The sequence below is a fragment of the Streptomyces sp. NPDC056160 genome (assembly GCF_042268205.1).
Lineage (GTDB): Bacteria > Actinomycetota > Actinomycetes > Streptomycetales > Streptomycetaceae > Streptomyces.
This window is the reverse complement of record NZ_JBHJUW010000065.1, coordinates 14,514-34,485: the sequence shown is the minus strand read 5'-3', so window position 1 is coordinate 34,485 and position 19,972 is coordinate 14,514. Positions and strand designations below refer to the sequence as shown.

The 19,972-nt window shown below is 70.4% G+C and carries 17 protein-coding genes and 2 pseudogenes; 1 reads left to right on the top strand and 18 read right to left on the bottom strand.

Annotation, left to right across the window (positions count from 1 at the left end; genetic code table 11):
- Positions 1-10: 10 nt before the first annotated feature.
- The 16 genes and pseudogenes from ACFC02_RS23615 to ACFC02_RS23540 form a co-directional block, all read right to left on the bottom strand.
- Positions 11-370, bottom strand: a pseudogene (locus ACFC02_RS23615) (hypothetical protein).
- A gap of 153 nt (positions 371-523) precedes the next feature.
- Positions 524-1,296: pseudogene (locus tag ACFC02_RS23610) on the bottom strand (PIG-L deacetylase family protein).
- Positions 1,297-1,338: 42 nt separating this feature from the next.
- Positions 1,339-2,187, bottom strand: a complete 849-nt coding sequence (locus tag ACFC02_RS23605) for a glycosyltransferase family 2 protein (RefSeq protein WP_376360656.1) — start codon at positions 2,185-2,187, stop codon at positions 1,339-1,341.
- 70 nt (positions 2,188-2,257) lie between these two features.
- Positions 2,258-2,827, bottom strand: a complete 570-nt coding sequence (locus ACFC02_RS23600) for a hypothetical protein (RefSeq protein ID WP_376360653.1) — start codon at positions 2,825-2,827, stop codon at positions 2,258-2,260.
- Positions 2,827-4,827, bottom strand: coding sequence for an ABC transporter ATP-binding protein (locus tag ACFC02_RS23595; protein WP_376360651.1), 2,001 nt, complete (start codon positions 4,825-4,827; stop codon positions 2,827-2,829). The genes ACFC02_RS23600 and ACFC02_RS23595 overlap by 1 nt, the downstream gene beginning before the upstream one ends.
- Positions 4,828-5,312: 485 nt before the next feature.
- Entirely contained in the window at positions 5,313-5,999 is a 687-nt protein-coding gene (locus tag ACFC02_RS23590; protein ID WP_376360648.1) for a PIG-L deacetylase family protein, read from the bottom strand.
- Positions 5,996-7,300 (bottom strand): hypothetical protein, encoded by a 1,305-nt coding sequence (locus tag ACFC02_RS23585; RefSeq protein WP_376360645.1) that lies wholly within the window; start codon positions 7,298-7,300, stop codon positions 5,996-5,998. Before ACFC02_RS23585 ends, ACFC02_RS23590 begins: the two co-directional genes overlap by 4 nt.
- Entirely contained in the window at positions 7,297-8,313 is a 1,017-nt protein-coding gene (locus tag ACFC02_RS23580; protein ID WP_376360642.1) for a phosphotransferase family protein, read from the bottom strand. Before ACFC02_RS23580 ends, ACFC02_RS23585 begins: the two co-directional genes overlap by 4 nt.
- Entirely contained in the window at positions 8,310-9,845 is a 1,536-nt protein-coding gene (locus tag ACFC02_RS23575; protein ID WP_376360640.1) for a Gfo/Idh/MocA family protein, read from the bottom strand. Before ACFC02_RS23575 ends, ACFC02_RS23580 begins: the two co-directional genes overlap by 4 nt.
- Positions 9,842-10,987: an LLM class flavin-dependent oxidoreductase gene (locus ACFC02_RS23570; protein WP_376360692.1), complete on the bottom strand. Its 1,146-nt coding sequence runs from the start codon at positions 10,985-10,987 to the stop codon at positions 9,842-9,844. Before ACFC02_RS23570 ends, ACFC02_RS23575 begins: the two co-directional genes overlap by 4 nt.
- A gap of 25 nt (positions 10,988-11,012) precedes the next feature.
- Positions 11,013-12,056, bottom strand: coding sequence for an Ldh family oxidoreductase (locus ACFC02_RS23565; protein ID WP_376360638.1), 1,044 nt, complete (start codon positions 12,054-12,056; stop codon positions 11,013-11,015).
- A gap of 104 nt (positions 12,057-12,160) precedes the next feature.
- A complete protein-coding gene (locus tag ACFC02_RS23560) occupies positions 12,161-12,550 on the bottom strand; it encodes a hypothetical protein (RefSeq protein ID WP_376360635.1) in 390 nt (129 codons plus the stop codon).
- A gap of 84 nt (positions 12,551-12,634) precedes the next feature.
- Positions 12,635-13,525, bottom strand: a complete 891-nt coding sequence (locus ACFC02_RS23555) for an aminoglycoside phosphotransferase family protein (protein ID WP_376360632.1) — start codon at positions 13,523-13,525, stop codon at positions 12,635-12,637.
- 147 nt (positions 13,526-13,672) lie between these two features.
- Complete coding sequence (gene eis / locus ACFC02_RS23550) at positions 13,673-14,851, bottom strand: enhanced intracellular survival protein Eis (protein ID WP_376360629.1); 1,179 nt, start codon at positions 14,849-14,851, stop codon at positions 13,673-13,675.
- 17 nt (positions 14,852-14,868) lie between these two features.
- Positions 14,869-15,402 carry a MaoC family dehydratase gene (locus ACFC02_RS23545; protein ID WP_376360626.1) on the bottom strand — a complete coding sequence of 178 codons (534 nt, stop codon included), beginning with the start codon at positions 15,400-15,402 and terminating at the stop codon, positions 14,869-14,871.
- Positions 15,399-16,343 carry an HpcH/HpaI aldolase/citrate lyase family protein gene (locus ACFC02_RS23540; RefSeq protein WP_376360690.1) on the bottom strand — a complete coding sequence of 315 codons (945 nt, stop codon included), beginning with the start codon at positions 16,341-16,343 and terminating at the stop codon, positions 15,399-15,401. Before ACFC02_RS23540 ends, ACFC02_RS23545 begins: the two co-directional genes overlap by 4 nt.
- Positions 16,344-16,561: 218 nt before the next feature.
- On the opposite strand from ACFC02_RS23540, the gene ACFC02_RS23535 reads away from it, so the two are divergent.
- Complete coding sequence (locus ACFC02_RS23535; RefSeq protein ID WP_376360623.1) at positions 16,562-17,875, top strand: helix-turn-helix transcriptional regulator; 1,314 nt, start codon at positions 16,562-16,564, stop codon at positions 17,873-17,875.
- A gap of 446 nt (positions 17,876-18,321) precedes the next feature.
- Here ACFC02_RS23535 and ACFC02_RS23530 read toward each other — a convergent pair whose 3' ends face one another.
- A complete protein-coding gene (locus ACFC02_RS23530; RefSeq protein WP_376360620.1) occupies positions 18,322-18,495 on the bottom strand; it encodes a hypothetical protein in 174 nt (57 codons plus the stop codon).
- 236 nt (positions 18,496-18,731) lie between these two features.
- Entirely contained in the window at positions 18,732-19,805 is a 1,074-nt protein-coding gene (locus ACFC02_RS23525) for a helix-turn-helix domain-containing protein (protein WP_376360618.1), read from the bottom strand.
- Positions 19,806-19,972 lie beyond the last annotated feature (167 nt).

Sequence of the window (19,972 nt, the reverse complement as noted above, 5' to 3'; positions counted from 1 at the left end):
CCTGCCCTCTTCATTCGCCGGACGGGCGGAGCGGGATGACGTTGCCTGGGGCAGGCTGGTCGTGGTCGCCGGGGCGCCGGAGGATGAGGACGGCTGCCGCGAGGGCCATCTGCTCCGCCCGATGCCGGGAGGCGGCCTCGGCAGCTCGGGAGTCCTTGAGAGCTTCCTTCAGGCGGACAACCTCTTTGCGAAGCCGCTTTTCGACTCCGGTGGCTGGTGCGTTTCCGCACGCACCCGCGCATAGAACCTCCTTGAGGTCGGCGTGGCGCTTTTGCAGCGCCATGCGGTGGACACCGGCCTCTGCGGCGAGTGCGACCCCTGTGAGGCTGCCGTTGGAGCCGGCGGGCTGGCCGGCCAGGAGACGGTCCATGGCCGCGCGGATGCGGGAGCGTTCGTCCTCGTGCTACTGGTTCATGCGATGGTCTCCTCGGCGGGCTGAGCGACGGTGTCTCGTCAGAGGTAGGTGTGGTGGTCACCTTGGCCTCCAGTTGGGCGGTCCGCGCGGAGTACGGGGGTGTGCCTGTCAGGCGAGGAGCCGGCGGGGGTCGCCCGGGACAGGGCCGGGAGTGAGCCGGGTGAAGGACTCGGTGCTGATGATCTCGTTGCGTTCGGCTTCGGGAAGGCGGGCGAGGATGCCGGGCAGGGGCCGTTCGCGTGCGACTTCTCCCTGGTGGGCGAGGATGGCCCGCCACTTCACGTCGGCCGACGGGCTGACGTCGACGGTCGTGGTCACATACGCGTTGGGCACGGTCAGCACGTTCTTCCCTACCTTCTCCAGCAGGGGCCTGAGCCGGCCCACACCACCTTCCGAGTGCGTGGCCGCGTACAGCGCCGACGGCTGCCACGGGAGGCCCGCCTCGGGGTGCAGGTGCGCGAGACCGGCGGCCTCGACGGCGAGCAGGGTGATCTGGTGGGTGCGCCGGTGGTCCGGGTGACCGGTCAGCTGGCCGACCGCGTCGTGGGTGACGACCGCCTCGGGCCGGAAGTCGCGGATGTGAGCGACGAGACGGCCGACAGCTTCGTCGAGGGGCGCGTCGACGAGCCGGGGCTCGCCGGGAGCCGCCTCGGGGTTGCGGGCGTCGCCGTAGCCGAGCAGACGCGGGGGCCGGCGCCCAGGACGGCGAGGGCGTCGGCGAGCTCGGGCGCGCGTCGGCTCGTCGGCGCCCAGGTGGCTGTGACGACGGCGGTGCGAGCGCCGGCGGCGTGGTGCTGCGCGAGCACACCGCCGGCCAGGAGGCTCTCGTCGTCCGGGTGTGCGAACACCCCCAGCAGCGAGGGCAGGGACGGGTTTGTCATGGCGAAGAGGGCTCCTCGAAGTGGTGGACGGGGCGGGAGAGATCAGATGATCGGCGGCCGCCCGGTGGCGGTGAGCCGGTAGACGGTGCGCCAGCTCATCGGGCGGCGCGGCTGCGTACGCCGCGTCGTCCAGCCCTCGTGCATACCGCGCAGCGTCTCGCCCAGCCCACCGCCACGTAGGGCCCGGGCCAGGGTGATCGCGGTCCACACGCTCAGGTAGAGGGGGAGGAGCGGGGTGGGGAGGTTGCGGTGGGCGATCCAAATGCGGTTGCGGGCGGCGAGCCGGTGGTACAGCGCGTGGCGGGCCGGGGTGGTGAGCGGGTGGTGCATGCGGATCGACGCCGCGTACCAGCCGCTCCAGCCCGCCTCATACAGCCGCCAGGCAAGATCGGTCCCCTCGTGGTAGAGGAACATCCGGCTTTCCCACCCGCCCACCGTGTCGAAGGCGTCGCGGCGGATCAGGACGACGCCTTCGGTCATCGAGGTGACCCTCCCTGCCCGTCCCGGGTCCGAGGCGCGTAGCCGGGGGACCCAGCGGCGTGGCGTGGTCGTATCGTCCGGGCCGGTCAGCCGGGGCTGCACCCAGGCGGCTTCGGGGTGCTGCCCGGCCTCGGCGACGAGCCGGGCGAGGACATCGGGGCGGGGGAAGGTCGCGTCGTTGTCGAGGAAGTACAGCCAGTCGGCCGGCTCGTTCGCGTTGCGCAGCGCGTGGGCGCCGGCGTTGCGGCCGCCGGGGATGCCGATGTTCTTGGGCAGGCACACGGTGAGCGCGCCGGGCGGGACGGCCTCGGGCTTGCAGCCGTTGCCGACCACTGCCACCCGGATGTCGACACCTTTCTGCGCAAGGAGCGTTGCCTGCGCGGCGGCTTCTTCGTCCGGACGGTCGTTCAAGGTCAAAACGACTACGTCCACGCGTGGGTGGGGCACAGGTTCCTCCAGGCCGTCGAGGGCCGTGCGGTGGTCAGGGCGTGGGGACAGGGACGCCGGTGAGGTGCTCGGCCCGGTGGGCGATGAGGGGAGCGAGGCGGGGATGGACGCCGCGGGAGCAGGCCTGGAGGAGCTGTCCGAGGGCGACGAGCTCCCCGGCCCGGCCGGCAGGTGTGTCGAGGATGTCCGCGAACTCGTGCCGCACGCGCGCGGCGACCGCCGGCACCGTCAGCGAGTAGGCGTGAAGCGGGATCCGGTTCCCCAGCAGGAGGTAGTTCATCTTCAGCGGCTCGTAGAGCGTCTCCACCGCCCGGCCCAGGGGGACGACGGCGCGCCAGAACGCGGCAGCCTCCCCCTCGTCCATCTTGGTGGGTTCGGCGACATGACGGCCCGTGTAGATCACGACGGCGTACCCGCGGACCCGGCCTCTGCGCCACAGGTAGGCGTTGCTGACCTCTCCGCGCCGGAGAAGGAGACCCCAGCCGATGTCGTCGGCGGCGAAGTCGTTCACGCACATCGGGCAGTTGGTACCCCCGCGGTGGCTGGTGAAGTTCTCCGGCCAGGCCCCGGACGGCGTGGGATGGGGGTGTGCGTGGTCGGGCATCACGCCGCCTCCCCGGCCTCGGCGCGGTAACCGGCGGCCTGGAGGGTGAACATGGAGGCGTACTCGCCGCCGAGGTCCATCAGCTCCTGGTGGGTGCCGCTCTCGGTGATGCGGCCGCCGTCGAAGACGAAGATGCGGTCGCAGGCGACGACGCTCGCCAGGCGGTGGGAGATCAGCACCGTGATCTGGTCGGTGCGCGGGTTGTCCCGCAGGACCGCCTCGTACACGGCGTGCTCGGCGCGGGGGTCCATGCTGGCCGTCGGTTCATCCAGCAGCAGGACGGGCGCGTTCTTGTACAGACCGCGGGCAACAGCGACCTTCGCCCACTGGCCGGCGGACAGTTCCTGACCGCCGCGGAACCGCTTGGACAACAGCGCCTCCCACCGGCCGGGCAGTGCGGCGATGACCTGCTCAGCGCCGGAGGCCCGCGCGGCGTCCAGGGCCCGCTGCGGGTCCGCCTCGGTGAGAGTGCCCCGAGAGACAGTCAGGTTGGCCAGCGCGCTGAACGGGAATCGGACCGGGTCCTGGAGCACGCAGCCCACCCGGGCCTGCAGCGATTCGGCGTCCATGTCGAGCACGTTCACGCCGTCCCAGCGGACGGTGCCTCCCTCCTGGGGTTCGTACAGTCCTGCGAGGAGGCGCGCGCAAGTGGACTTGCCGGAGCCGTTGACGCCGACGAATGCCACCGTCTGACCGGCGTGCAGCGTCATGGAGATGCCGTGGAGCGCCGGGGTGTCCTTGCCCGGGTAGGTGAAGGACACGTCATCCAGCGTGATGGTTTTCACCGTCTCGGGGGCGGGCAGCCCGCTGCGGCGCGGCTGAAGGGTGCGACAGCGCTCCTGGAAGGCCAGCAGGTCGTCCACCCACATGGCGTGTTCGTAGACCAGGTGAGAGACGTCGACGAGCCGGGTCAGCGAGGACTGGGCGGCCTGGATGGCGAGGACCGCGCCCGCGCCGGCGGCCAGGGGCAGCCAGCCCGCGATCAGCATGGCGCCGAGCGCTGTGTAGGTGATGCCGGTACCGATCCCGCCGACGGCCCGGCCCACCAGGGTCAAGCCGGCCGAGCTCACGCCAAGGCGGGTGTCCTCCTCGGCGATCCGACTCGTCAACCGGTGGTGCTCCTCCAGCAGCGCGCCTTGGGCGGTGTCCGAGCGGAGCTCGGCGGCGGCGTCCCGCTCCAGCAGCAGCCAGGAGAAGACCCGCACCCTGCGCTGCAGGGTGTTCCACCGCTTGAACGAGTGGAAGCGGGCGCGGGCAGTGCGGACGGCGGCCGCCCCGACCGGCAGCACCGACAGCAGGAGCAGGGGCAGCAAAGCCGGGTGGAGGACGCCCAGGACGCCGGCGGTGCCGACGAGCCCGAGCAGTGCGGCAGCCAGGGAGACGACCTGGCCGACGATCTGCCGGGCGTAGAACAGGCCGCGGTCGTTGGCCCGGTAGGCCTCGTCGTGCCAGTCCGCGTCGTCGACGACCTCGAGCCGCACATGGGCGGTCAGGGTGAGGAACTCCGTCTCCAGCGCGGTGCGGATCTTCGGTGTCACCCTGGCCTGCGCGACGGCTACGCCCGCCTCAAGGAGCGCCCGGGCGGACAGGAGGCAGACCACGACGAGGAGTTGGGGGATGGCCGCGCGCACCCGGTCCGGCGTGGGCCCCTCGGCGAACAGCTCACGCAGTACCGCTACCGAGGCCATGAGCCCGAACGCCGTCATCGCGGCCGATGCCAGTTGCAGTACCACGACCGCCAGGGTCGCGGTCCGGTCCGCAACCCAGGCCAGCCGGCCGATCTGGCGCACGATCCGCGGCAGCCGCGCGAGGATCTGCCCCACCGTGGCCTTCGACGCGGCGCCGTCGTACACCGACCAGTACGTCTCCTCCAGGCCGTCGGCGATGTCACCGTCGTGAGGTCCGGCCGGCACGGCGGCGGGCGGCAGCGGAAGGTCCGCCCCGCGCGGGTGGGGCACCGCACCCTGTCGGATGCCGCCTGCAGCACTGCCGCTGCTCATGCCCCCCACCTCGTATCCCGTCGTGCTGAGCGGCGCGCGTAGGTGCCGGACGGCCGAGTTCCGCAGGTCGGTGAGGCGAGCGGGGACCGCCGCTGTTCGAATCCGGGGCGATGAGCGGGAGCGGGCTCAGTGTTCATTGTGCGTCCTCCGTCTGGGCGGTTAGTTGGTACTAGTGCTCTAAGAACGCTCCGAATCCAAGGCCGTAACGGCCCCGGACGGCGAATATCTCGAACGTGAATGCGATCCTGACCTCTCGGGCAAGTGCCGCCTGCCTGGTGCCTTTTGAACTCACACGTTCGAGTGATTGGCGTCGTGCGACACCCGATCAGGGGCTTGCGCGGTCCTTCCGCAGACCCGGAGCAGGAGCGGGACGGCATGTGTGGTGGTGGATCATGTCCAAGCCCTGCTGGAAGGTGGCTTGGGTTCCCGGAAGGTTCAGTCGCAGAAGCTGGCTGTCCGGATACAGCGCGTCCCAGGCGGCGTGTCTACGGGCTGGCGGTGTCGGCAGGACGGAAGGCGTGCACGATCTGACGTGCGGTACGGAACATCTCGGCACCTTGGGCGCCCTCGGGGAAGCGTTCGACGACCCGATGGTGTACGTGTTGCCGGTAGGCCAGTGCGGTCAGGCCACCGAACACCTCCATGTCGAGCTGCTGTTGGGAGGTGAAGCAGGTCAGGGCAGCCCGCTTGGCGGCGAGGAGGTCAGGGGTGCCGACGAAGTAGAGGTTGGGCTCGAAGTTCCTGCTGTAGGGGGAGCGGAAGTGGATCAGGTCGGCGGTCTCGCGCATCGCGACGGTGGTGGCCTCCTCGCCGGTGACGGTGTGGTCGAGGTGCTGGTCGTCGGGGTGGTGGGTGTAGACGATGTCGGGGCGCTCGGTCGCGAAGGCGTTGAATAGGGCCTCGTTGATGGCGCCGCGGTGATCGGTGAAGCGGGTGTCGGGGATTTGGGAGAAGGTGTAGCGGCTGATGCCGAGGATCTTCGCGGCGGTCAGGCACTCGCCGCGGCGTGTGGTGCCGTCGTCCTTCTCGGCGTGCCCGGTGCTCAGGCAGTGGACGCGGACGCGGTCGCCGGCGAGGACGTGGTCGCGGATGCGCATGCCCATGGCGAGTTCGGCGTCGTCGGGGTGGGCGACGACGATCAGGACGGACCGCACGGTGCGGAAAGTGGTCAACGAGACTCCTCATTTGTGGTGATTTGCAGTGCGCTGTGCAGACGGCGGCCGTCGAGGCCCTGCCAGCGGAAGGGCTCGTATTGGTGGCGGGGCCAGCGCAGGTAGTGAAGGCTGCCGACGGCGTCCGCCGGACCGTGGCTGTGCCGGTAGGCGATCTTGGAGGTCTGGCCGCCGTCGAGGTGGAACACCGCCGCCGGGTCGTGGCCAGCCCGCTCGCACAACTCGGTGGTCTCCTGGACGGTGGCGCCCTGGAAGGCGGGCGCGAGGGGAGCGCCGTCCAGGACGGTCAGGGTCAGGTGACGGTCGTCGAGGGCGAGCAGGGTGCGGGCGTAGCGGGCGTCCGGCCGGAAGGGACTTGTCCCCAGGCTCTGGTCCCAGGCGGCGGTAAGTCCGGTGGCGGCGTCGGCGGCGGACGGCCCGAGGGACAGGGCGCTGTCGATGTCGGTGGTGTCGAGGGTGTCGATGGACGTGACGTGTACGGTCGCGCCCGGGGCGAGGTGGGAGGGCCATGGTTGGTGGCTGCGCAGCACGTAGGTTCCGGCGAACAGGTCGGCGCCGCCGCCAGGGTGCAGGGCGGTGACCCGTGGCCCGGTGCGAGTGGGGGTGACGGTGCAGTCGAGGACAGCCGGATCGCGGGGTGTGGTGTTGGTGGTCGCATCGACGTCGCGGCGCAAGCCCGTGCGGGGGTCGTCTTGGTAGCGGATGCGGCAGTTGGCCGCGCCGAACACGGTGAGATGGCCGGGCGGAGCCGGGTGCGGCGGGGGCTCTTTGGAGCCGGTCCAGGTGTGCGGGTGACCGGCGACGGTGAGGATGCCGGTGGCGGCGAGGGTACGTACGACCGGCCGGCCGTGCTGGATGAGGAGGGCGGGCTTGGTGACGGTGGGCAGGCTGGCGGCGTGGTGGTCGCGGACGGCGAGGTCGAGGCAGGGTTCGGTGGGCTGGTAGTGGGGGTCGTCGGAGATGTAGGCGAAGGCTCCGGAGACCGCGGCGACGGTGGGGCCGGTGACGAGGCGGCGCAGGTGGAAGCCGGCTGGGGAGGAGACGGGCCGGCACCGGGCGCGATCGAGGTCGGCGGTGAGGGTGTAGGCGTTGGTGAGACAGGCGTCGCCGAGGTCGATCGGGCGGGCGGTGAGGACCACGCCCGGCGCTAGCTGGCGGGTCCAGGTCGGAGTAGGGCGGGCGAACGGGCTCTGGTCGCGGGCGAGCGACTGGACGTCGTCGATGTCGATGCCGCGGGCGCTCAGTTCGGCCAGCGGGACCAGATCCGCATTGACGCTGGGCGGAGGGAAGGGGATGTTCATGCCGTCACCGGTCGGGTGGCGGCGTCCAGCAGGTCGGGGACGGTGAACCGCCCGGCATCCAGCAGGTGGCGCAGGCTGTGGCGCAGCCGGCCGGCGGTGGCGGGTGGGGTGGTCGCCGGATAGGGGACGGTGTGGGCCTCCAGCCGGTACAGCAGCACGCCGGCGGACACCGTCGCGAGAAGGTCGTCGCTGCGCCAGGGCCGGGCCGGGACGGGGAGGGTGTAGGCGTCGAGGAACGTGGTGACGAGCGGGTGCAGGTGCGAGGGCCGGGCGATGTGGTGCAAGACCAGGTGGCCGAGAAGGTAGCCGAGATCGAAAAGCGGCGCGCCCGTATGGACGTTGTCGAGGTCGACGAACGCGGTGCGCCCCGCCGCTAGGCTGAGGTTCTTCGGGCAGGTATCGCCGAGGATGAGTTGCCGGCCCGGCAGTGCGTCGAGGCGACGGCACGCCTCGTCGAGGGCGCGGTGGCCGCAGGCGCGCAGGCAGTAGCCGTAGGCGTGCTCCACGCGGAAGAGGTCGTCGCCGTCGCCGTCGCGTAGCGGCGGCAGGCCGGAGGTGGCACGGTGGATACGGGCCAGGGCACTGCCCAGGCGCACGCACTCCTTGGCGGTGGCGGCGCGCCGGTCAAGGTGATCGCGCCAGGTGCGGCCGTCGGGAAAGACGTCGGTCATCACCATGGCGTGCGCTTCGGGCACGAAGGCCAGGACTTCCGGGAACAGGTCGGGCAGCAGGCTGTGGTGGAGTTTCAGGGCCTGGTGCTCAACGGCGATTAGTGCTGGATCGGTGGCGATGTGCGAGATCCGGGCGAAGCGGCGGCCGCGCACCTTGACGACGACGTTGCCCGCCTCGCCGTGGACGCGGAAGACGTGGCTGACGTTGCCGCCGGTGCACGCCTCGACACGGGTGGGACATCCGATGTGGGGACGGCACTCGGCGAGGACTTGCTGCAGGTGCGGGCCGAGGACAGCAGCCAAGCCGGGCATGCTGCGGCCGGTGATGGTCGGGGCGATCACCGTGCTGCTTCCAGGGCGGCGAGAGGGGATGCGGTGCTCTCGGCCGGGGCGGCTCGGAAGTCGAGCAGGACGGGGGCGACGGGCCGCCCGCCGTTGGCCCAGCGGCGGGACATCGACAGGTAGGCGGCGGCCATCAGGCGGGCTGGACGCCGGTGGTCGCTCAGGTCCGAGGCCAACTCCGTGCGGGGGGTGCGGCCGGCGAGGTAGGAGAGGAACTCGGTGACGGCGCAGGTACGGGCCGAGCGCTGGGTCGGCAGCACGGCGCTGTCACCGTCGCCTTGGATGAGGTCGGTGAAGCCGAGCATGTGGTGGCGCTGCCAGTCGGGGCGCAGCCGGTTGTTGCGGAAGACGTGGATCTCGATGTGGTCGGCGCCGCCTGCCGCCCGCCGGTCGTTACCGCCCTCGTCTCCGTGGAGGGTCTGCAGGGCGTGCAGGTGCAGTGCCTGGAAAGGCCCTTGCTGGATGATGTGGGCTTCCTGTCCGATCCGGCCGTTGCCCTTGTACAGGCCGCCGTGTATCGGGTGGAGGTTGCCGCGCTGGGAGAAGGTGGTGTGGGCGAGGCTGTGGCTGCCGAGTGCCATGACCCGGCCGTGGCTGCGGTAGGCGAGGTTGAGGAACACGTCGACCTCACCGTGTCCGGCGGTGAGGCGGTACAGGTCCTGTGCGGTGTAGGGGTTACGGGCGGCGAAGCCGGGCAGCAGTCGGGCGTGGTCGGCGACGGTGAGCTGGGCGAGGAAGTCGGAGGGTCTGGTGCATGCGGCGTGGACCTCGATCTCGTCGATCTCCTTGCCCGGGCGCTCGCCCGCGGCCAGCCACCACGGCACGATGTCAAAGTGGTGGTAGCCGGAGTGCGCGGCCTTGCCGTAGCCGCGGTCGAAGCCGTGGTAGCCGAGGTCGACGAGTTCGTCCGGCAGCCGCCACTGACCATCACCGTGGCTGGACTGGATGGACGTGATTGGGCAGTTCACCGCATCGGCGACCTCGGTGATCAGCTCCCGCACCCGGCGGAACGCAGGGTGCCAGCGGCGCTGACTCAGTACGCTGACTACCATTCGCGGATCACGCCGTCGCGCGGCCCGGTAGGCGTCCAGCAGGATCTCGAAGTCGTCGGCGATCGCTTGCGCGGCCGCCGGGTCGGTGGACGCGCCCGGGTGCACGGTCAGCGGTTTGTCGAGCAGTACCGGAAGGCCCCGCTCGATCGCCCATAGCGCGTACGGCAGATGGGCGGACGGCTCGGTCGCCACGACGACCGCACCGATCCGTTCTCGCTCCACCACGCCCTCCAAGACGCGGCGCACCCCGCCGGGCAGGGTACGCCGGGCGAGGGTGAACGGCTGAACGGCGATGACCGGCATCCGCCGGGGCCGGTCGGGCGTTCCGTACTCGATCACCGAGGCGGCCGCGTGGGGCAGGTCAATTCCGGTGACGGTCCCTGCGAGCCCCGCTTCCTGCGCGCCGGCCAGTGCGGGCAGGTGGTTGAGGCGGGTGTGCGGGCCAACACCGACGACCAGCACGTTCACTGCGATGCTCACCGGACCACCGCCACGCGACCGATACCGGCGCCGAGCAGCGGCAGGACCCCTTCGCCGACCTGGTACGCCTCTTCCAGGTGCGGGAACCCGGACAGGATGAACTCGTCGATGCCGAGTTCCGCGTACTCGTTGATCCGGTCGGCGACCTCGCGGTGCGAGCCAACCAGCGCGGTGCCCGCGCCGCCGCGTAGCAGCCCCACCCCCGCCCACACGTTCGGCCACACTTCCAGATCGGAGGTCCGGCCACTGTCGCGGAAGGCGGCGTGCAGGCTGCTCTGTCGGGCCTGTCCGGTGGACTGGCTGGCGGCCAGGGTGGCCTGCACGCGGTCGATGTGCTCCGGGTCGATCCCGGTCAGCAGGCGCTCGGCGGCGGCCCAGGCCTCTCCTCTCGTGTCACGTGTGACGACGTGGAACCGGATTCCGAAGCGCGGGACGCTGCGCCCGGCGTCGGCGGCCAGAGCGCGGATGCGGTTCAGCTTGGCAGCGACGTCATCGGGTGGTTCGCCCCAGGTGAGGTAGACGTCCGCGTGCCGGGTGGCGACCGGGACGGCCTCGGTGGAGGAACCGCCGAAGTACACGCCTGGCGGCGGGTCGGGTGGGCTGAAGACGGCCGCGCCGCGTACGTCGTAGTGCGCGCCTTTGTAGTCGAACGGTTCGGGGCCCCAGGCGCCGCGCAGGACGGTCAGCCACTCGTCAGTGCGCGCGTAGCGAGCGGCCTTGTCGAGGTGGTCGCCGAAACGGGCCTGCTCGGCTACATCGCCGCCGGTAACGATGTTCAACAGCAGCCGCCCATGGGTCTGCCGCTGGAAGGTCGCGGCCATCTGGGCAGCGAGCGTCGGCGATATGGAGTCCGGACGGAGCGCAACCAGGAACTTCAGATGCTCGGTGGTCCGGGCGAGGGCGGCGCAGGTGATCCACGGGTCTTCGTTGAACGTGCCGGCGGGTGTGAGGACCGCGTCGAAGCCCATGTGCTCGGCGGCCTGCGCGATCTGGGTGAGGTACCGCAGGTCCGGGGCGCGGTGCTGGTCAGCGCCCGGGCTGAGTGCCGCGGTGGTGTCGTGGCCGGGTCCGTGGGTGCCGCGCATTCCGGTGGTCAGGGTGCGGCCGTCGCTGCCGGTCGGCAGGAACCAGTGGAACTGCAAGCGGTTCAAGGTGTGCTCCTGGTGGTCAGTCGGAGGTGAAGTCGCCGGCGGCTCGGGCGGACAGGCGGGTGAGGAGCGGGACGGGGACACGGAGGGCGCCGTTCACACGGGCGGCGGCTTCGCGGGCGCGGCCCTTGTCGCCGGGCACGCGCCAGGTGCCGTCGGTCGCCGCGGCGGCACGCAGGTGGTCTGCGAGGCGGGAGTTCGCGGCGGCCGCGCTTGCTTTGGGGTCGGCGAAGGCGGGGTTGAGGGCGATGATGGCGTAGCCGGTGGTCCATGTGGAGTCGACGTCGCGGCCCATCGGAAAGCCGAACAGGGAGCCGGTCAGGGACTGCAGGAGCAAGGACAGCGCGAAGCCTCGGTGGTCGCCGAAGACGATCGCGGAGGCGGCGGCGTGTGGGTCGCGGGTGGTGCGGCCGTCAACGTCGACGAAGCACTGCTCGGGCAGGGGCCGGCCTGACCGGCGGTGCTCCCACAGCACGCCCATCGGCGCGAGGGTGGTGCCCATGTCCGCGCTCAGGGGTTCCCCGAGGGTGGGCAGGGCGAAGGAGAGGGGGTTGACGCCAAGGACGGGAGTGGCGCCGCCGACCGGGACGGCTTCGGCCTTGGAGGTGTTGGCAGCGATGCCGACCATGCCGTGTGCGGCGATGGCCTCGGTGAATGTGGACAGGACGCCGTAGCGCTGGGTGTTGATCACCCCGACCAGGCCGACGCCGAGACGGCGTGCCCGCTCGATGGCTGCGGCGGTCGCGAATTCGGCGCTGAGCGGTCCGATCTCGCGGTGCGCGTCGATGACGGCGAACGCGCCGCGCTCATGGATGATCTCGGGTGAGGCCTGCCGCTCGGGAAAGAACCGGGACTCGAAGACGAACTTCGCCAGACCGTGAGAGGGCTTGCCGCGCAGTTCTCCGGTCAGAAAGTGCTCGGCCACCCGGCGACTCGCGCTGTCGGGGACGCCCGCGGCCGCGCAGGTCCGGGCCATCAGGTCCTCGAGCTCGGTGATCAGCACCTGCACGCTCGCCGGTTCGGCGGGCGCGGGGCCGCGGGGAAAGGGGGCAGTGTCGGACATGGGTCTCCCGTTCGAGGGCATGGTGAGATGCGGGCGCGGGCAGGCGGCCGATCGACAGAGCGGGCGGGGCATGGCTGATCAGTGGGTGCGGAACCGCTCCCAGCTCATGGCGGAGCGCAGATGTCCCGCCCACTCGGTACGGCGGGCGGGGCCAGCAGACTGGCACAGCGCCGCAGCATGCGGGCGGGAGCATCGTGGTCTGCCGAACTCAGGGGCAGGTGGGCAGGGCGGCCGAAGGCGTACTCGAACAGCAGCCACCGCCAGTCGCCGACGATGCAATGGTGGACCATGTGGGGTGCGATCGCGACGACGGCGTGCGCACGGCGTGCTTCGGTATCCAGGGACAGGCGCAGCCGAGCGGTACTGCACGCCGCGGCCTTGCCGGAGGCAAGGACGGGACCGACGGCAGCCTCCACGGCCGCGCGTGAGGGCTGCGGAGTGTCGCTCCACACGCTGGGCGCGGCAAGACCGGGCAGCTCGGGAGTGAGAGCCATGGACAACTCCTGGTCCGGGTCGCTGCACGAAGAAGAAGGGGCGGCGAGCGCACCCGGGTCGTGCCGGGGTGCGCACTGTTCCGGCTACGGCAGGTGGGCTGCCATCCGATCGAGAATCAGACGTCCTCGCGCCACGAGCTCTTCGTGGTCTTTCGCCAGGCCGTTACGCAGGTAGGACGCACCGAGGCGGACGGTCAGCAGATGCAGCAGCCGGTCCTCGTCTGCCGTCAGCGGGCGGCCGTATCCAGCGAAGTACGCCTCGCGCAGCTGCGGGCGAACGGACCAGACGGCGCCGAACAGCCACCTGAACTCGGCCGCGGCGACGCCGTACCTGGCCATCGCGAAGTCGATCAGGCCGTGGCGTCCACTGTCCTCGTCGAACAGCCAGTTCCGGGTCTCGTAGTCGCCATGCCGGTACACCAGCGGCAGCCGCTCGGCGAGCCCTGGGAGTTCTGTCGACGCGGCCTCGATCAGAGACAGCTGATCGGCGCTCAGGTACGGCGCGACATCCTCCAGGCAGTCGGCGGCCTCCCGGGCCTGGTCCTCCATGTCGGAGCGCACTGCGGCTCGGTCCGCGTCCGTGCCGGTCGAGGACGCTTCGTGCCAGCGGCGCAGCAGCCGCCCGGCGTCCTTGTGTAAGCGCAGCTCGGTGCTGGCCTCAAGGGGCAGGTCCCGCACGACGCGGCCGGGCAGCGGCGAGCTGAGGATCGCGAGCAGGCCCGGGTCGCAGGCGAGCAGCCGCGGGGCGTCTGTCTCCCGAAGGTGCGCTGCGGTGAAGGCGTATCCGGCGAGTTCCCGTTCGAAGTCCAGGGCGGTCGGACTGAGTTTGACGTAAGCGCTCCGGTTCCCCGCGCTCACGCGCCACACGCGGGAGGTGCTGCGCGGCCAGGAACGGTCCTCGTAGGCGTCCAGGCCCGGCAGGTGGCCGGCGACCCAGTCGCGCAGCTCGGGCGGGAAGAGCTTGGCGGTCATCATGACGATAGAGCTCCCATCGGGTGGGGAAGCGGCTGGATTCGGTTGGGCTGTGCACTTGGGGTGCACGGGGCGGCGGACTGCGGTTCACCTGCTCTTGTCCTTCCTGTTCCTGCCGGTTCAACGGGGGAAGGGGCGAGCCGTCGCGGGTCAGAAGTAGTCGGCCAGCCAGGGCTCCCGGTCGGCGGTCGCCCGCACCAGCTGGGTGATTGCCGCTTGATCGCCACTGACTCCCGACAGCGCGGCGCTGACCGCGCTGTGGTAGCCCCCGGCATACCAGACCGCGAACTGACCACGGGTGAGCGTGACTCTGCCGTCGCGGGAGGTGCGCGACAGCTCCGCCTTGCCGTCGGCGACACGTAGGAGGAATCGCTCCGTTTTCATGCCGTCCTCGGCGACGACTTCGATCGGCAGGCTGACCTTCACCTCGTCGGACCAGCCACGCTCCTGCACCGCCCGGCACAGATCCAGGATCCGCAGCACCCACGGATGCCAGCTGCGCGCAGCGGAAGAGCCGGAGCGACGCAGGTGGTGCAGCAACAGCGGGGCAGGAGGCAGCGCCGTCCGCTGGAAGACGACCGCAGGGATACGGCTGTTGTGCCGACCGAGGAAGCCGAACATGGCAGCAGCCACTGCCTGATCGGCAGCCCAGAAGTCGTACACGACCAGATGTCGCCCGTCGATAGGGTTTCGCTCACAGGCGACGGACAGTACGCCGGCTGGTCCCCGGCCGGGGGGAGTGAATTGGTAGGTGACGACGTCGGGGTGTTGCGCCTGCTGCCAGGTGTCCCACCAAAGGGGCCGCTGCCACGGGCCGTTCCACTGCCCTGCCAATCCGTTACGCAGCGACCGGACCTCTTCGGAGGAGACATGCGTGATTTCGCACTCCGTTCCGCTGAAGACACGTCGCAATTCGTCGGTGGGTACGGTCCACGAGTACACCTGGGTCGGTGCCTCCCACCCCAGGCGGCGCACGTAACCGCTGGAGGAGGTCCATAGCGTGGCGAGGACCGCGCCCTGTTCCCTCAGAGGACCAAGCCGTTCGGCCGTCAGCTCGGCCGCCAGCTGGCCGCCGCGTTCCTCCGGCGCGACGCATCCGCAGGCCATACTGGCCGCGGGCACCGGGCGGCCGCCGAAGAACTGCGGGACCAGCAGACCCAGACCACCCGCGATGACCTTTCGATCTCGCACAGCGACTCGCCGGTCCGCGTGCGCGCCCAGAAGCATGATGTCGCTCACCGGGTGACCGTACGCACGCCGCGCCAGGGTGTCGTACTCCTGCCACAGGTCGTCGTCGGCTTCTACGATGGCCAGTCCCGAGCCGGTCATGACCGTCCCTCTCTCCTCTAGTAGTCGGTCTCGTCGCGGACGGCGCTCGCGTGAGCGGGCACGAAGAAGGTACGGGTGCAGCTGAAGACCCGCTGGTCGTGCTGGTTGTAGCCCTCGACTTGCGTCACAACGATTCCCTCGTTCGGGCGGCTGCGAGATTGCCGGGCGGAAATGACCGTGCTCTGAGCGCGCAGGGTGTCGCCGACGTGTACGGGATGCTCGAAGCGCGCTTCGTCCATGGCCAGGTTGCCGCTGGTCAGAGCACTGGTGTCGCGGACGGTGAGGCCCATGACGATGTTCATAGTGAGGATCCCGCAGACCAGCATCTGGTCGCGGCCGGTCTGCTTGCAGAACTCGATGTCGGAGTGGACCGGCGCCTCGTTCCCCGTCAGCGCCAGGACCTGGACGTGTTCCGTCTCGGTCACTGTCCGGGCCGGACGGTGCTCGATCACGGTTCCCACAATGCCGGCGAACTCATCGAGACCCATGCCGATCGACGCACGGATCCGGTTCTCACTGATACGTCGATAACCCTGTGGAACGCTGTTCACTGCGTGTCTCCTTGATCGTAAGGCGCGGGCACGTCACCCGCTCGGGCAGTCAGCGCGCGCGCCGCAGCCACCAGTGGCGGGCCGACCATGCGGCCGTCGACCTTGGTGATTCCGCCGCCAGTCCCTTCAGCGGCCCTGACGATGGCGCGCGCGGCTTGCAGATCGTGAGTGGAGGGATGAAACGCTGCTTCGATGACCGAGAGTTGCCGAGGATGCACTGCGATCTTTCCGATGAAACCGAGTTCGACGGCTTCTTCGGTGTCCTGCCGCAAGCCGTCCAGATCGTCCAGGCCAAAGTAGGGGCCATCGACTGCGGGCAGCCCGGCTGCGGCCGCGGCCGCAGCCACAGCCGCCTTCGGATACCACATGGCCTTGCTGGTCAGAGAGCAGCCGGCAGCAGCCGCATAGTCAGCCGCCCCAAAAGACACCCCCGAGAGCGATCCGCACTGCACGATGTCGGATAGGTGTTGGAGGCCGCGCGGAGTCTCGATCAGCGCCCAAACCTCACATCCGCCGGCGACGTCGCTCAAGACCTGCGCAACCAGTTCAACATCGCGCGCGGCCTCCACCTTCGGCACGACCAGCACAGTCGGCCGCAGCCCGGTTGCAGCCAGCTCCACCAGATCCTTCAGACCGTCCAGCGTGCCGGGCGCATTGATACGCACCCCTAGCACACCACGGCTGCTAACAGGGCTGCAGTGATGCTGACCGAGGAAGGCGACGACGGAAGCGCGCGCCACGTCTTTGCCCTCGGCTGGAACAGCGTCTTCCAAGTCCAGCACAGCTACGTCAGCCCTTGAAGAGACCGAGTTCGCGAACCGCCCCGGTGCATCTCCCGGGGTGACCAACCACGTTCGTCGTCTGCTGCCGGTCAAAGCAGCGTTTCCGTTCTCCCCGCCAGTCTCGCGCCGACCGGGCAGAACGGCTTCACTGGACTGCATGTGGTGCACCTGTGGACTCCTTCGGGAGCGCGCTCGTTCAGCGATCGGACGAGGCTGAGCCGCCGATGCAAGGCTCGGCGTTCGCATCCGGATTTTCGATGCGGTGATCGAGTGTCGAGCAAGTACGCCCATCGATCGAGGGATTCGGTGTAGTCCCGGTGTAGTCCCGCCCTCGCGAACCGCCCTCGTCCGGCTTCACCGCGTGCTTGGATCGCCCCATGGACAAGCGAGAGCGCCACCCGCTCGCCCTCGCCCGGGCCGCCCTCGGCATGTCCGGGGACCAGATGGCCAAGGCGATCCGCGCCGCTGCCGAGCGCGAAGGACTGCGTTCGGGTGTCGACCGGCAGCGCGTGCGCAAGTGGGAGCAGGGCGTCCTTCCCAGCGCCGACTCCCAGCGGTACATCGCTCAAGTCCTCGGGGTGCCGCCCGAGGACAGCGACCCGGCCGGGTGGCCGAGCTGGGTGCCAGTCGTCGACAGCGGTGTCATGCCGCTGGGCCACGCCAACACCGTGCCCGCTCTGCGAGAGGCCTTGAACACGATGAACCGCCGCACCCTCCTCAGCGCCATCCCCGGATCCGCCCTCGTGGCTCTGGCCGGCAGCTGGGCGGGTACCGAACCTGCTGGCTACGCCTACGAACGGACCGGACCCGACAACGCCGTCGGCGAAGACGTCGTCGCCCTGCTGGAGGACACCAGCGCCCGCCTCAACGCCCTGGCCACCGAGCAGCGCCAGCACATCGCCCCCCTGTACGACGCTCACCTGGCTCAGGTCACCGACCTGATCGACGAACACCCCTGCCCCCGCGTTCTCAAGGTGCGCCTCCACAAGCTCGCGGCGAGCCTCTCCCAGACGGTTGCCTGGATCCGGTTCGACCACGGCGAGCACGGCGCGGCAACGCGGTACTGGATCGCCGGGCTGCACAACGCGCACGCCGGCCAAGACAGGGACATGGGCGCCGCACTGCTGAGCGACCTCGCCTACCAGGCGTCCTGGCGCGACGCTCCCGCCACCGCCGCCGGGATCCTCCAGAAAGCCCTCAGCCGCACCATCCATCCGGCGGCCAGCTCGCTGCTTCACCTGCGCCTGGCTCGCGCCCAAGCCGCCCTCGGTGAACGTCGTGCCACCCTGCAATCCCTCACGATGGCCGAGCGCCTGCTCGGCACGGGGAACCTTGACGACATGCCGACCTGGTGCTCCTGGCTCTCGCCCGCCGACCTCGCTGTCGATTCCGGCCGCTGCCTGCTCGACCTCGGCGACGCCACCCGCGGACACGCCCTCATCGCCGAGGGCCAAGCACTCCTGCCGCCCAGCCGGGACAAGACCCGCCTTATCTTCCTGGCCTACCGCGCCCAAGGCCACCTCAGCCGCCGTGAACCCGAAGCCGCGGCTGCCGACGCCCTCGAAGCCCTCCAACTGGCCAAACGCATCGGAGCACCACGCTGCGTCCAGCTCGTACGCGACCTCGTCGTCGACTTCCGTCCCTACCAGCAAGCCCAAGGCGTGGACGAGTTGTTCGAAGCGGCCGCCTGACTCACCCGAAGCTCCGGCTACAGCGCACCGCACCCCGTATGAGTCCGAGCAAGACGCCCAAGCCGCCGTGCGCACCTTGCGAGAGACCCAAGACAGGGTTCCGGGGTGGCTGGGGAACACCTTGCACGGCGCGTCCGGGCCCGTATCGCGTTGAGGACGATCCGGCGGCGCGAGGCAGCGTGGCCCCTCCCCGGCGGCGCAGCTTGCCCCTGCGCCTCCGCGCCGCGGTCCGGCGAGGGGGTGCCGATCACGGTTGTGCTCCGCCGGGCCGCACACGATGGAGCGACAGGTGAGGCCAGGGATACCACATCGTTCGGAGCAGGCCAGTTCGTCAGTGACGCGTGCGCGTGCTCGGCATCGCGGACGTGGCGCCGGTGACACGGAAGTGTGTCCTCTTCGCTGTGCGGCTTCACATGTAAGGGAGGCTGACCCGGACGGGAATGAGGTCATCGCTCCTCCTGTGGAGTGTGCTGGACGATGCCGGGATGGGGGAGAGTGCCTGTTGGAGGCGGCCAGGCGGCGTGCACGGCCGACACCAGCACGGCGATCAGCACGCCCATCGCGATGAGGGCCAGGCAGCCGCCGACGTCACGGAGGGTCGAAAGCAGCGGGTCCGCCATGGCGGCACGGCGGACCACTGCATCTGCGGCGGAGCGCGCGCCATCGTCGCTGGGCCGCTGAGGGCTACCAGTGACCATGCGACAGGTGCTGGCGGAAGGCGAAAGCCGGAAACGGGGCGACCTGCACGACGCCCATGGCAAGCGCGCCTGCCTGCGCCCCGGATCGCCGCTCGCACGCTCATCGGACACCCGAGCCTTGCCAGGCCTGCCGGACAGATCCGGCATCGGTTGCGCGATCACGCGTGACCCCGGTCACGGATGGGCGCCTGGAGGGCGGCCGCAACGTCCCCGGGCTCTGGAGCGGTTGTGAACAGGTTTGGGCAATTGTCCGATCTGAGCCGTGGACGGGAAAGGACGCCGGGTGCGGCGTGCGGGGGTGCTGGGGCGGTGGGTAAGTGCATCCCGGTGCGCGACGGGCGAGTGACTACCGTGCTCGCGCGTGCGGTTGGTGCTGCTGGCGAGACGGTGTGCCCACCAGAGTCGGTGAGGGGGAGGGTGACCGCTGTGGACTGCTGTGGTGCGCGTGCGACTCGTCGCAGCTGGTGGAGAGTCCACTGAAAAGGGAGCGCGGTGCGAGCGGCCTGCTGCAGCAACTGGCGCTCGGCCACCGCGGCAGAGCCGTTGCGTACGCCGCGCCGCGCGCCGTCAGCATGGTGGGTGACGTAGATCTGGCGGCGTAGCCGGTCGGCAACGCTTCCGGTCCAGCCTCGCGCGGTGTAGGTGTACTCGGTCACCAGAGGGGCCCGGGGCTCGAGCTGGCCCGGCACGAGGTGGACGCTGATGGATCCGCTGTAGGCCAAGCGGACGAGGTGGGACAGGTGATCTGCGCTCGGGTGCTGGTCACATGACGGCTCCAGCAGGTCTTCGCTCAGGAACATCACCCAACGGCACCGCGCGGCCGGGCGGCGGCCTGTAGGCCCGGATGCCGGCGAGGCGGCCAGGGAGCACAGCGAGGCCGGGTCGGTGCCGTAGGCGTGTACAGAGCGGGATCCGGCTACCAGCGCCTCCACCCACGCCGGGGACGAAGTGACGTCGTCGATCTGATGCCGATGACCGGGGCGAGCCAGAAGCGCGAGCGCCCGCCGGATCTCGTGGGCCGGTGCGCCGTAGACGTCCAACAGGGTGCGCGCGCTCGTGACGGGCACCGCGACCCGGGCCGTCTCCAGGTCCTTGATCCGGCTGGATGAGATACCGACCAGGTTGCTGGCCTGCTGCAGAGTCAGTCCGGCGCGCGTCCGGTAGTGGCGCATGAGCGCGCCGACCAGGAGGGGGGACAGGGAGGGGGCGTCACAGTAGGGCACGGGCGTCATGGGCGCACCTCCGCGGAGAGCGGAGGACGGACGGGCACCTGGGGGAGATGCAAGTGCAGGATTGGAGACCCTGACCAGGGGCGACTCGCCGGTCGCGCTGAAGGCGCTGCTTTCAGCATGTCGGGCCGGAGCGGCTGTTCACCGGGGGGCCCGGTGGTGACGGCCGG

Bases quoted from the DNA above. Each gene is read 5' to 3' on its own strand.
- ACFC02_RS23600 (WP_376360653.1), bottom strand. From the start codon at position 2,827: ATGCCCGACCACGCACACCCCCATCCCACGCCGTCCGGGGCCTGGCCG.
- ACFC02_RS23525 (WP_376360618.1), bottom strand. From the start codon at position 19,805: ATGACGCCCGTGCCCTACTGTGACGCCCCCTCCCTGTCCCCCCTCCTG.
- ACFC02_RS23555 (WP_376360632.1), bottom strand. From the start codon at position 13,525: ATGATGACCGCCAAGCTCTTCCCGCCCGAGCTGCGCGACTGGGTCGCC.
- ACFC02_RS23565 (WP_376360638.1), bottom strand. From the start codon at position 12,056: ATGTCCGACACTGCCCCCTTTCCCCGCGGCCCCGCGCCCGCCGAACCG.
- ACFC02_RS23595 (WP_376360651.1), bottom strand. From the start codon at position 4,827: ATGAGCAGCGGCAGTGCTGCAGGCGGCATCCGACAGGGTGCGGTGCCC.
- ACFC02_RS23530 (WP_376360620.1), bottom strand. From the start codon at position 18,495: ATGGCGGACCCGCTGCTTTCGACCCTCCGTGACGTCGGCGGCTGCCTG.
- eis (WP_376360629.1), bottom strand. From the start codon at position 14,851: ATGACCGGCTCGGGACTGGCCATCGTAGAAGCCGACGACGACCTGTGG.
- ACFC02_RS23540 (WP_376360690.1), bottom strand. From the start codon at position 16,343: ATGCAGTCCAGTGAAGCCGTTCTGCCCGGTCGGCGCGAGACTGGCGGG.
- ACFC02_RS23560 (WP_376360635.1), bottom strand. From the start codon at position 12,550: ATGGCTCTCACTCCCGAGCTGCCCGGTCTTGCCGCGCCCAGCGTGTGG.
- ACFC02_RS23585 (WP_376360645.1), bottom strand. From the start codon at position 7,300: ATGAACATCCCCTTCCCTCCGCCCAGCGTCAATGCGGATCTGGTCCCG.
- ACFC02_RS23535 (WP_376360623.1), top strand. From the start codon at position 16,562: ATGGACAAGCGAGAGCGCCACCCGCTCGCCCTCGCCCGGGCCGCCCTC.